This window comes from Radicibacter daui (assembly GCA_030657355.1).
Taxonomy (GTDB): Bacteria; Pseudomonadota; Alphaproteobacteria; order Radicibacterales; family Radicibacteraceae; genus Radicibacter; species Radicibacter daui.
Genome location: CP131056.1, coordinates 913,315 through 925,082 on the forward strand (window position 1 = coordinate 913,315; position 11,768 = coordinate 925,082).

The 11,768-nt window shown below is 59.8% G+C and carries 9 protein-coding genes; 2 read left to right on the top strand and 7 right to left on the bottom strand.

Annotated elements, in window-relative coordinates; translation table 11 throughout:
- Window positions 1-18: 18 nt before the first annotated feature.
- The 4 genes from QTL98_RS04245 to zorA are packed head-to-tail and all read right to left on the bottom strand — an operon-like array spanning window position 19 to window position 8,309.
- Entirely contained in the window at window positions 19-3,900 is a 3,882-nt protein-coding gene (locus QTL98_RS04245) for an SNF2-related protein (protein WP_510637531.1), read from the bottom strand.
- The gene (locus tag QTL98_RS04250; RefSeq protein WP_445680981.1) at window positions 3,900-5,600 is read right to left on the bottom strand and encodes an EH signature domain-containing protein; all 1,701 of its coding nucleotides are present in this window, start codon (window positions 5,598-5,600) and stop codon (window positions 3,900-3,902) included. The genes QTL98_RS04245 and QTL98_RS04250 overlap by 1 nt, the downstream gene beginning before the upstream one ends.
- A complete protein-coding gene (locus tag QTL98_RS04255; RefSeq protein ID WP_445680982.1) occupies window positions 5,594-6,298 on the bottom strand; it encodes a flagellar motor protein MotB in 705 nt (234 codons plus the stop codon). The genes QTL98_RS04250 and QTL98_RS04255 overlap by 7 nt, the downstream gene beginning before the upstream one ends.
- A gap of 1 nt (window position 6,299) precedes the next feature.
- Window positions 6,300-8,309, bottom strand: coding sequence for an anti-phage ZorAB system protein ZorA (gene zorA / locus QTL98_RS04260; RefSeq protein ID WP_445680983.1), 2,010 nt, complete (start codon window positions 8,307-8,309; stop codon window positions 6,300-6,302).
- Window positions 8,310-8,640: 331 nt separating this feature from the next.
- Between zorA and QTL98_RS04265 the strand changes: the two genes are divergently transcribed.
- The gene (locus QTL98_RS04265; RefSeq protein WP_445680984.1) at window positions 8,641-8,988 is read left to right on the top strand and encodes a hypothetical protein; all 348 of its coding nucleotides are present in this window, start codon (window positions 8,641-8,643) and stop codon (window positions 8,986-8,988) included.
- Window positions 8,989-9,272: 284 nt separating this feature from the next.
- Entirely contained in the window at window positions 9,273-9,650 is a 378-nt protein-coding gene (locus tag QTL98_RS04270; RefSeq protein WP_445680985.1) for a helix-turn-helix transcriptional regulator, read from the top strand.
- Between the two features lie 19 nt (window positions 9,651-9,669).
- Here the strand turns inward: QTL98_RS04270 and QTL98_RS04275 are convergent, their stop codons facing one another.
- The 3 genes from QTL98_RS04275 to QTL98_RS04285 all read right to left on the bottom strand — a co-directional run bounded on the left by QTL98_RS04275 (window position 9,670) and on the right by QTL98_RS04285 (window position 11,728).
- The gene (locus QTL98_RS04275; RefSeq protein ID WP_445680986.1) at window positions 9,670-10,113 is read right to left on the bottom strand and encodes a GNAT family N-acetyltransferase; all 444 of its coding nucleotides are present in this window, start codon (window positions 10,111-10,113) and stop codon (window positions 9,670-9,672) included.
- Window positions 10,114-10,127: 14 nt separating this feature from the next.
- On the bottom strand, window positions 10,128-10,898 hold the full coding sequence (locus tag QTL98_RS04280) for a sulfite exporter TauE/SafE family protein (RefSeq protein WP_445680987.1): 771 nt from the start codon (window positions 10,896-10,898) through the stop codon (window positions 10,128-10,130).
- Window positions 10,899-10,960: 62 nt separating this feature from the next.
- A complete protein-coding gene (locus QTL98_RS04285; RefSeq protein WP_445680988.1) occupies window positions 10,961-11,728 on the bottom strand; it encodes a putative metalloprotease CJM1_0395 family protein in 768 nt (255 codons plus the stop codon).
- Window positions 11,729-11,768: the final 40 nt, after the last annotated feature.

The following is an 11,768-nucleotide window of genomic DNA, read 5'->3' on the forward strand; positions in this document are numbered from 1 at the left end:
AGGTAGGCCTTGGGCTCCTCAAGCCACGACCTCGTCGTAAAGAACCTGCTCCTGCAGCGCGGCGTCGAACTCGTGATTCGTGACAGGGTGCCTCCCCAACATCTCCTCAAGATGCTCGCGAATGACCAGCTCGACCTGGTTGGCGACGGCCTGTTCTCGCGCTCCTGATGTGAAGCGCTGATTCGTCACGGCGACCCGACGGAAGCGAGTGCCGCTAAACCTTTCCCGGTACTTCGCTGCGCCGGCGGTCACTTCCTTGATGGCATCCCATCCCACATCGGCAGCCTTGGAGCTTTTGCATTGAAGAAGCTCACTTTCCTGTCCCTTGAGGGCGACAATGTCGATTCCTCCGTCGCCACCGCGCTTCCGGGTAACCGTTGCCTGGAAGCCTTTCTTGTCCCAAAGCAATTTGCAGAACACTTCAAAACTGTCCCCGTCCATGCGATCGACATCGTCCATCGTCAGGTATCGTTTCGGGAGCGCCTCACCGTCCTCGCTCCCCCCGACTAGCTCGGTGAATGTCGCGTCCTTGCCTGAGCCGTTGAGCATTGCCGTCAACGCTGCGGATAAACCATCGACGTCCAACGTAGAGCCAGCCAACCCCGCCTTGCGCTTCATGAGTTGGTCGAGCCGGACTTCGAAAGTGTGGAAGTCGTCTGTCACCACGGTGGGACAGTAGACAAAAACGTCCCGTTTTTGGCCGATACGGAAAGCTCGGTCGGTGGCCTGTGCTTCCTTGGAAGGGTTCCAGGCACGAGTGAAGTGGAAGACATGGTTCGCGGCGGTGACGTTGAGCCCGGCACCTGCGGCGAGTGTCGATAGGATGATGACGTCGAAGCCTGGCTTTGCGGAGAATTTGTCTATGTACCCCTGACGCCCCTGAGAGTCGCCGTTGATGATGAACGGGCGCAGGCCGAACGTTTCCTTCAGGAAGTAGTACAGCGCGGCCTGGACCTCCCGCAGCTCGGTGAACACGATGGCCTTTTCGCCAGAGCGCTGAACCTCAGACAGCTGGGTCAGCAGCCAATCCAGTTTGGGCGAGTTCGAGAGGTGTGGCTTACGTCCGGCCTTATCGACCATGAACTTCGTACCCGGCAGGCAGTACGGTTCAGCACAGACAGCCTTCATCAGGTGAAGTGCGCCGAACGAAAGCTGAACACGCTTTCGGCCATTCAGCTCACGGGCCGCTTCCTGAAGTTTTTTCAGCCCGCCCTTGTAGAGAAGGCGCTGATGCTCCGTCAGCGAAATTTCAAGCAGTTCGTCATCGCCAAGAACAGGTTTGAAGCGCACCCCCGGTTCTGCGGCCTTCTTGTGCGCGAAGAATTTCTTCGGCAGGTCTGCCGCGATGTCGGCCTTTGTCCGGCGAAGCGTTTGCGGAGCAATCGCTGCCTGCAAACGCTGTAGCGCCGTTACCTGCTCGTCAGTTTGGCATTCGATAGGGCGGCGATAGGTCTTCCCGAATTCCTCAAGGGCGCCAAGCAGGCCCGGTTGCACCAGGTCAAAAAGGCTCCACAGGTCCGCGAGCGAGTTCTCGACGGGTGTCCCCGTACAAGCGATGCGGAAGTCCGCCTTCAGCTTCTTTGCGGCCAACGTCACCAAAGTGCCTGGTGTCTTGAGGCGTTGTGCCTCATCGCAAATGAGGAACGCGAACGGTTGTCTGGCCAGTGAGAACTCGTATGAGGTGAGCACCTCGTAGGTGGTGACGACGATCTTCGCGGTCCCGACCCAGTCGGGCTTCAGGAGTTCGACGATGCCCTTGTTGCGTAACTGGCTGTCGATAAGGCCGAGCGGTTGTTTGCGAACCCTCAGGTTGTCGCCATAGAGGGGGAAAACTTCAGGAAAAGAGTCGTTGAAGAATTTGCGCGCCTCGTTGGCCCAGTTCTCCAGCAAGCTCTTTGGAGCAAAGACGATAGAGGGCGCGGCATTAGGGTTCTTCTCATAGTACCAGCCGAGCAACGACAGCAGCTGCAGGGTCTTGCCCAATCCCATGTCATCGGCGAGCAAAGCTCCTCGGCACTCTGCCGGCGCTTTGGAGACCAAGTGCTGAAACCACGCTATGCCGTGAAGCTGATGCTTTTTTACCTCAACGGATGGTCTTAGCGAGCGTGGGAGTTGAGCTCCCCAGCCCTCAGGTAACGCCAGTGACGCGCGCCGCTCTTCGAGGTAGTCGATTCCGTGGAAGTTGGTTTTGACCAGCAGGGTCTCCCGCCGGCTTTTTTCTTCCTTCGGTTTCGATTTTCCATCGACTTTTACCCGGTCTTGGCCACCGAGCATCGCCTTGAATCCCTCGGCGAGGGTGCGCGCCTGCCCGGTCTCAAGGGGGGTGGGAAGGCTGGCATTCGTGACCTGGCTGGCCCCGTCCCGCTCCGCATCGCTGACTTGCTCGTCAAAGCCCTTGACCCATTCCTGGGTCAGGGGGATCAGCACCTGGCCTTCATGGCCCCGAAGAGTCACCTTGACCATTGGTGTCAAGTCCGTGGGCAACCAGCCGGATTCATCTTCGTCCTGCTTCTTGTCACGCTGAAAGACGGGCACGTAGATAGGCTTGGCCGCGCCAATTCCTTCAATGCGCTCGCTATAACCATTGAGCTGATAGACATCCTCCAGGCTGATGTGCTGGGCCGGTTGCATGCGCCAAAACTGTGCCAGCTCTATGCCTTGCCCAAGCTGTTCCGGGGATGCGGCGTCAACGGTCAGGTCGTACTCATCCCAGGGAAAGTGCTCCCGATCCTGCTCAATGGCTGATTTCAGGGCGCTGAGAAACGCGTCGAGATCGTCGGCGGTTTTGAAAATCTTTTTGTCTGTGCGCGCTGTGCCATCGCCGAAGTGTTCGTTAACCAGCAGATCGACCGAGTTGATACGTCCATGTTCGATCCGGCCAACGATGCTGAAGGCTGCCGAAACGGCTCCTGCTTTCGCCCGGTCCGCTTCAAACTCTGCTTCGTTCAGGACCTGGTGCGCTGTGTCTCCCAAGAAGGCGAAAGGGTTGTGGATGAATTTCTCCGCCTTGGCGCCAGCTACCTTACGGTTCGGCATCTCTCGTTTGATGACGGCGAGCACCCTGCGAACGGGTTCGGAAATCACCACGCGAATACGACCGGTCCCCCGGGTGAGGTCGTAGTGCGGTTGCACCGAATTGAAGCCGTCGAAGGCGGCCAACCATCCGTCTGGCGCGCCATCGAAGGTTGGAGAGACCGTTAGCACGCGGCCGAATGGTGTCTCCTCTTTTGCCAGAGGGAGGCGCAGGCTGTCTGGCGTCAACACCAACGTCGTTTCGAGGTATGGGCTGGCATATATCGCTCCGGCGCGGTCGGCATGACTGCGAATCCGTCCCCATGCCAGCTCCTGGGCGTGTTGCGTGCGCTCCTGCGGGAGGCGTGACTGAAGTGCGGCAATCTCAGACAGCGCAGCCCATGCCGCAGCGGTTAACAACTGGGCGCCGCCGCCCACAGTGGCCACAGCCCCGTCCAGCCGGTCTACGCGAACCTGTTGCACTCCATCTGTCCAACCAGACACCTCTATCGAGAAGTCGTCTGAAGACAGTGTTCCTGAGCCGTCGATAATGGGCCGGAGCGGACTCAATGGTGGGAGTGCCAGCAGCTTCAGGGCGCCTGTATGCTCGGCGGAGCCCCAAAGCTCATAGATATCCGCCCACGGAATGGTGACACCGCACACATCGACCAGGCATCGTGACTCAGATGCTAATTGCGCCAGATAGGCACCGAGCACTGAATCTGCTGCTCCGGCCTGATGAATGGCCTCGAGCAGCCCTTCAGGTGTTGTCTCCGCGATGTCGCTATTGAACTCGACACGCACACCCTCGGCGCGCCACGTCGTGGTGAGAGCCGGCTCATGCTGCTTGGATGTTGCGGCACGCTTGAGAAAATCGAACAAGCCCATCAGTTCCCCGGGAAATACCAAGCTTGGCGACGATCCGCCCACCTGAAGCCCAGCGCCTTCAGTTCTGCGGCCAGCTGCTCGTGTTGACGCGGGTCCTCCACCCACAGCCGGCCCCATAAGGTGCTGCGCTTGTCATCAATGTACGCGCCCCCAAACCGCGAAATGAGCGAGTTCAGCTCTGCCATGTCAGGACCGGATGTCACCGTCTTCGGGCGCTCGTCGGTGCGGCCGGTACTTATTGTTGCGGCGGTGTCAGTCGGCGGCTCGCGTCTCGTGCCTGCCAGGTCCGGCTGGATGCCCAGTCGCCGGAGATCTTTCTCGGCTTCGACAGCCCATCCGGCCCGGTGGACAATCCGCAAAGCACAACCATCCCGGAAACCAACTCCAAGGTCGGTTGTCCCTCCTTCGTATTTGAGCGAGTAGGGCTCGAAAGGCAGTTGGTCCGCCTCGTAAACGTAACAAGCGTTTGGTTTCTTGCTAAACTCAATGATGACGTAAGAGCCTAGCTGCATCATGAACGCGTCGACCTCAGGTTTGCTCGTAAGTTGAGCGTAGGCCCCCTCTTCCCGCGCGATGAGCTCCCGTACGCCAGAGTTGGTGCGTTTCAGCGCCATCGTGTCGGCACCGAACACCAGCCGGGTCCAGGAAATCTGCTTGAGGTATTTTGACCAGAAGGCCAGCCTGCCCTCATCCGCGTTGTTTCGCGCGGCAAGAATGTCGAAAAAGTCCTTGAGGTTGCCCTCATTCACCCAACCCAGCACCATTTGCCATACAGGGTCTGGCACCCGGTTCCAGGCTGTCGCAATCCCTGCGGTTTTGAGTTTTGGGTTCTTCCAAACCGCCGGCTGACAGATAAAATTGCGCAGTTGCTCATCCGGGGGCGCTCCCTTGCAGTCATGGTAGCGGTTCAGGATGATCTCGACGGCCTCATCGCGGAAGCCGGGTTTTGTCTGGATCAATGTGATCAGTTGGGGAATCAGCCTGCGGAATTCGGCGTCATCCTCTCTTGCGGCACAACGTACGGCTTCACGCACCAGAGCGTGCCAGAACCAGCTTGATGGCGGTATGCCAAGATCCGCTCCCAGACGGTCCGTGGGCTCGGTGTCGCCGCGAAGATAGGCTCTTGAATACTTTTCGGCAGGCTCTGCCTTGAGGATGTCAGCTTCTTGACGGAGCACCTTCATCCAGTCCGGAACCAGATCCTGACCGGCCTGCCGATCCATAGCCGGCCAGGTCCGCTCGAGGAAGGACCCGAGGGCCTTCCATCCTTCGAGAGTGGCCGTGTCTTTCCCGGCTTCAATGTTAAAATTGAAGTAGGAATAGAGGAGGCCATGCCATGTCAGCCGCCACAACTCCCCGCGAACGGCTTCATCCTCGTAGGTTTTGAGCAACGCCGGGAAACGTGTTGACGCAAGCGCCAGTGCGCCCGATTGCTCACGGATAGGCTCGGCCACTGCCGACGCCACCAGATCGCGTTGCCAGGCATCGAGCGGTTGTCCCCGAGCGAAGGCAAGAGCGGCGGCGTAGGCGTCTTCCTTGCGGGGCTTTCCCTTTGTGTACCCTTGGAACAGCTGTTCTGCTTCTTTTGCGGGCTTTTCCACCAGGTCCGGCTTTCCGAATTCCCCGGCGTGCAGCCTCATGGACTCCAGCGACGCCGCCAGGTCGCTGGCCAGACGTTGCAATGCGGAAGTGGCTAGCACCGGCCAAATTCCTTGCCGTTCAGCACGTCGCTGGCTTCCGGAACCCGCTCGTCCAATCCCCAGAAATCAACCTTGAACTCCACGCGGCGGCTTTCGGCCTTGTCTTTCTTGATGGAGTTGAACGAGTAACCACCGACAAGGAACAGCTCTTGAACCTTGCGTAGCTGTTCTGGCGTCAGCGCGTCCGTCGCGTCGCTGGTCTGGAAGAGCGAGCAGACGACGCTGCGACTGCGGTCGAGGCTGAGCTGAAGATTGTAGAGGTATGTTCCATCCTCATCCGTAAAGCCCTCGATGACGATGCTTCGTATCCATCGGCTTCCATCCTCGGACTCTTTTGCTCGCAACAGGACCGGGATGTAATTTCGAAGAAACTGGCCAGCTGCCGTGCTGATGGCGTAGCTGCCGCTATCGAAGCGCACCTCCTTGCCCAAGTCGATGCGGAAGTTCTGCTGATCGACTCCGACGCCGGCACTCTTCGGGTCCTGCGCAATCATTTGCATGACCCGATTGATGGCAGCGCTTCGCTCTATGGTCGCTCGGGTGGCGGCGTCGATGCTCTGTGTCACCGACACCAACGTTACCGCCATCACAACGAGGAACAGTACCATCAGTGCCGACATCAGGTCGGAGAAAGAAATCCAGAACGGACTTTCCCCTTCATGTTTGGCGCTGCGCTTGAGAACAAGTCGTGCGAGCACGTTAGGCCCTCTTCATGCGCTGGACTGCATTGGCGAGTTCCTGCACCACGCCGGTGAGGTGGCCTGTCCCTTGGGCAAGGTGCCGGTCAGTCTCGGCGATGGTCGATTTGACCTGGCTCACCAGTGAGTTTCCGAAGTCGCTGAAGGCCTTCACCAGAGCGGCATTCACCTGGTCGAGATGCTCACGCGCTTCCATCTCGGACTGACGCATCGCCTCGGCGCTGGTCTTGATGCTGTTAACCAGTTCCTGAGAAATGCCAGCCTCTTTCTTCGCGGACTCGATGAGACCTGTCAGCGCAGCCACCTGCATGTCCACCGTTTTGCGCGTTGAATCATACTGTTCGAATCCGCGCTGAACGGCAGTCGATGCAGCCTGTAGGGACGCCGCTGCCGAGGTCAGCGTCTCAGCCACTGTTGTCGAGCGCTCAAACACGCCTGTGACGGCTATGCCGGCTGTCTCGAAGCGCTGCGCCGCCGACCCCATGGTCACAGCCCCATGGCTCATGCCGTCAATCGCGCGAAGCGATACATCTGTCAGCGCGTCGATGTTGCGCTGGGTCTTGTTAACCTGGTCCGAGACGGTGCTGAGCAAGGTTTCAACCTGAGACGTCAGGCCACCAACCATCTGGTTCGTCTGTGAGGTTAGCTTGGTGTTCCGGTCAGCCTCTTCGGCGGCGGAGTTCTTGCGGATACCCTCCAGCCCTTCCATGGCCGTTGTCACCTCCGCGAGGACCTTCATCACGGCTTCGTTCATGGCGTGCTTGGACTTGTTCTGCTCCTCGGTGATCAGACTGCGGAAGTCCTGTACGAACTCGCGCATCTGATCGGTCAGCACCTGCTGGTTGTCCGACGCTTTCTTCATGGCCTCTTCAAGTGTTCCACTCATCTGCGAGGCGGCATGTTCGTTGGTGCTCTTGATGTCGGAAAGGAGCCCCTGCAGTGACGCCTGGACTGCCGCCATTGAATCCATCGACCGCTGCATCTGCTCGTTGATGCCGCGCATCTGCCCGCCGAAGGTGTCCTCCAGCTTCGCCATGAACCCGGTCAGCAAGGTTTCGAGCATGGAATTCACCTGCTCGCCATTGCCACGGGAAGTGACTTCCATGGCCTCGCTAACCCGCTTCATCGGCTCAGTAATTGCCGTCGAGATCGCCTCGCTGACATGTTTGCCGATGGCGAGTGACGAAGCCTCCTGTGCAGCTATCTGCCGATCGACCAGATTGCTCATCATCTTGTGGAGATCCTCCACAAGCGCATCCTTTAGCTGCGCGGTACTGGCGGCACCCTGCTCCGAAGATTTGACTAGTCGGGCAAGATATTCCTCACCGGCGCCGGTTCGGTACAAGCTGTCGATGCCGTTCGTCAGATGTTCGACGAGGCGATAAAAGTACGCGAGGATAAGTCGGCTGATGAGGACCACGCTCATCGCGCAGCCGATAGCCGCGCCGGAGGCCAAGAACGCGTGTTGCACGCCTTCTAGCAAGGGCCCCAAACCGTTGACCGTATTTTGGATTTTTTCGGGGTCAACCTTGAACGTCCCCAGACCGCTCAATAGGCCAGCGAACGTACCGATAATCCCCAACCCGGTGAGTATACCGGGAAGATGTCTTATAAATTCGTCGAACAGACGTGCATCGACCAGCACTTCTTTGGTGAACATGGCCTCCGCTGGAACCGTGGCTCGGAACTCGCTGAGCGTTGCTTCTCCGGAGCCGGCTTTTTTCAACTCATGGAGTGTGTCGGCATACTCAGCCCACAGATGCTTCAGCGGCTCGCCTCGGAAAGCAGTTTCAACCTCTTCCGGGTCGGGAGCCGGGCCTGCTTTACGAAGACGACGAACAGCCTTTAGTGAGGAGCTGAGCTGCCCCCAAACCCGCAGTCCCTGGATGAGGTAGATAATCAGGAAGACAATGGTAAGTGCTGCGACAAGAAGGAATATAAAGAGGGGCACGCCATTGAGGTTGGCGAGGGTCGGGTGTAAAAGCCCTAAATAATTTGATATTTCTTTCAACTAAAAATCTCCTGTGATTTTTATTTATTTTGACGTTAACGGCTTATTTTCTGATTATCTCGCGTGTGTAGGTGTTGTTAAACGCAACTTAAACCGCGTTGGCCGATCCCGCTGCCCGTTTTCGGTGGCAACTGCCGCGAAAGTAACTTAGAGAGCTGTGATTGAAATTGGAATGCGTGGAGCCCTTTTCGCGAGCGGATGAGAGTCACTTTTTATATGAAGTGAATCGTAAACAATCCGTCATCAGAGGACCGTCGGGAGTGCTGATTTGCCGGCTAAGCGAATTTCCCTATAATCAGGACATAACGTTTCCTGGGGAGGGGCGGAAGGCATGGCGGTCGAGGTCTATTGCGCGCGGGCCGGGCAATCGCTCAAGCAGGGTGAGATGTCCACCCTGCCTTACCTTTCCAGCAAGGAAGAGGCGCGATCGGATGCCGAGGCGCGCTGCCGGCGCGATCCCACCATCGCCAAGGTTGCCTATTACACCATCGCCGAGAGCGGCGATTTTCGCCTCTATTTCACCTACACGAACCCGCGCCCCGTCGTGGCCAGCACCAAACCGCGGGCGGCGGCCAGCGCCCGGGGCGGGGGAGATTTTGTCGGTGGCAAGCCGGCCTCGCGGCCCCAGGCCGCGCCGCAGGGGCTGTGGAGCCGGCTGAAGGCGCTGTTTGGCGGTTGAGGGCGTTTTTCATCACAGCAAAGAGTGAACCAAAGCGCACTCCATGCGCTTTCTCCCTTGACGGTTCATTCGTATAGCCATCACCCTGCTGACTGGAGACGGTGTCCGACTTGTGGCTCCATGAGTGTCAGCCCCTTTGTTGTCGCACCGCCTTTTCCGATGGAGAGCGCCATGCAGATTGCCACCATGATCATCGAAGTCGCCTTTGCCCTGACGGGTGCCGGTTTCATGTTCGTCATGGCGAACCGGGCGCTGAACACCGAGAAGGTGAAAGCCCGCAGAAAATGACCCCTGGCGGATTGAAGCGCTGGCGCAAGTCCCTCGATCTTTCGCAGAAGGACGCAGCGCACGCGCTGGGCCTGAAGCGACGAGTCATCCAGTATTACGAGAAAGGTGAGCGGGACGGCGACAAGCTGGAGATCCCGCTCTATGTCAGGCTTGCCTGTTACGCCCTGACGGCCGGCGTGCGGGACTATTCCGGTCCGGAAGAGCAGGGCCGCCGCAAGGAAGCCCGCCAGCCGGAGGTGTCTCCTGTGGCAGAGCCTGCCGCTGAGGCCGAAACTCCGGTGGCTGCCGTGGAAGCGGCGCCAAAAAAACCGGCGCGCAAGAGCGCCGCCAAATCCCCTGCAAAGAAGGCTGCTCCGGTAGCTGCCGAAGTCTGAAGACGGCTCCGTCCGACGGCTACATCGTGATTTCGTAGATGATCCAGTCGCGTTCGCTTGCGACTGATCTATAGAGCTGGCGTGCCGTGTCGTTGTCGGCATGGGTACGCCAGTAAAACCGCTTGATGTTCCGCTCGGCGGCAAGGTCGCGCGAGGCGCCTATCAGGGCTCGGCCTGCGCCGAGCCCACGGGCTTTTTTAGCCACAAACAGATCTTCCAGATAACACATCCCTTCTATCGACCAGGTGTTGGGATGAAAGACCAGATGGGCGAAACCGAGGACACCGTCCTCGGCGGTTTCCGCCACAAGCCCAATCATGTCGTCGCGTTCGCGGGCCGTAAGGCGAGTAAAACAGGTGTCGGTAATCTCGGGTGCTACGCTGGCGTCGCAAAAATCGAGATAACCCTGCCACAGGGGCGCCCAGGCTTGACGGTCGCGGGCGAGAAGCTGGCGGATGATCATGGACAGGGGCTCCTTCAGCCGATGAGCGCGTCGTAGATCAGCTTCACGCCGGCCACGAAGATGCAGGCATAAACGACGATATAGAACAGACGTTCCGGCACGCGCTTGTGCAGCCAGATGCCCAGCAGCACGCCCACCGGCGCGATGGGCAGCAGCACCAGCGCCGTCTCCAGATTGACGACATTGAGCTGGCCGAGCAGCGCGTAGGGCACCAGCTTCACATAGTTGACGATGGCGAAGAACACAGTGGAGGTGCCGACGAACAGCGTCTTGTTGAGCCGCTGCGGTGCCAGATAGATGGTCACCGGCACATTGCCGGCATGGGCCAGAAAGCTGGTGAAGCCGGCAACCGTGCCCCAGAACAGGCCAGAGGGCGTGCCCGGTATCCGCGCCTCCGCCACCTCGCCGCGCTTCAGCCAGCGATAGAGCGTAAACAGCACGGCGATGAGGCCGAGCAGCAGCTTCACCATCTCCTCGCTCAGATAGCCGGAACTGAGCGCGCCGATGATGATGCCCACAATCGCGGCCGGCGCGAGGATCCACATGCTGCGCCGGTCCCAGCTGTGCCGATAGCTCCACAGGCCGAACAAATCCATGATGCAGAGCGCCGGCAGCGTGACGGCCGCCGCCGTGGCCGGAGAGACGGTCAGCGACATCAGCGGTACGCCCAGCAGGCCGAAGCCGCCGCCAAAGCCGCCCTTGCTGATGCCGATGATGAGAAGGGCGATGACAGCGGTCACATAGAACCACGGGTCCGTCATGAGGCCGGGCAGCAGGTCAGTCACGTCGGGAATGTCCGGAAAAAGCGCCCTGGGGCGAGGCGGAAAGCGGGGGAGTCAGCCGAAGCTCAGCCCATATTGGCGCTTTTGCCATAGCTGGCAATGGCTTGCGTGCGCTCCAGCTGCCTTTGCGCTTCCAGCGCCGTCAGGCCGCGTCCGGCGGCTGCGGCAGAAAGCCGGTCTTCCATCGAGGTGGCGCCGGCCATGCTGCTGGCGCTGTAGAGTGCTGCCAGCGCCGAGGCCTGCTGGGCCCCGCTGGCACCTGCCGTGGAGAGGTTCACGTGACCGGAGACGGCATAGAATGCACCGTCCGGCCCCAGCGCATAATCATACTGGATCGGGCCGGCATAGGCGCCGGCGAGGGCCTGGTGGGATTCTTCCTCGCTGCGTACGGCGGCATCGCGTGCGCTGAGCGTGTCGATTGCCTGCTGCTCGGCGCTGCTGGCTGCAGTGTCCGTGTTGGTGCGGCCGCCTGATGCGGATTCGGCACTCTCCGGGCCGTCCGTTCCGACCTTCCTGTCCGCAGGCGCGCTGCCGGCGGAAATCTGCCCTTCTTTCCTGGTCTGGGTGCCGGGGACCTCCTGCGGAGAGAGTTGCTGCAACACGGTGATGGTCTGCCGTGCCAGGAGCCCGCCGGGCAGGTGATCGCGTCCTTCGCCCTCGCGGCCGCTTTCGCCGCCGCCTTGGGGCAGGACCTGATAGGTCACCTCCGCCTGCACCTGCCCGTTATTTTCCGCCGTGCCCGATTGCGGCAGGGCCCGCACGGAAAGCACCTGGCCGGTAGCACCATTGCCCCGGCTTCCCGGTATCGTCCCTATGCCGCCGATATCCGCCATGATGGGCTTATGGTAACGCGCCGGCGCCCGGTCGGGAAAC

What these genes read in the sequence shown, in the direction of transcription:
- QTL98_RS04285 (WP_445680988.1), bottom strand. Translation starts at nt 11,728, where the DNA reads ATGGCGGATATCGGCGGCATAGGGACGATACCGGGAAGCCGGGGCAAT.
- QTL98_RS04265 (WP_445680984.1), top strand. Translation starts at nt 8,641, where the DNA reads ATGGCGGTCGAGGTCTATTGCGCGCGGGCCGGGCAATCGCTCAAGCAG.
- QTL98_RS04245 (WP_510637531.1), bottom strand. Translation starts at nt 3,900, where the DNA reads ATGGGCTTGTTCGATTTTCTCAAGCGTGCCGCAACATCCAAGCAGCAT.
- QTL98_RS04270 (WP_445680985.1), top strand. Translation starts at nt 9,273, where the DNA reads ATGACCCCTGGCGGATTGAAGCGCTGGCGCAAGTCCCTCGATCTTTCG.
- QTL98_RS04275 (WP_445680986.1), bottom strand. Translation starts at nt 10,113, where the DNA reads ATGATCATCCGCCAGCTTCTCGCCCGCGACCGTCAAGCCTGGGCGCCC.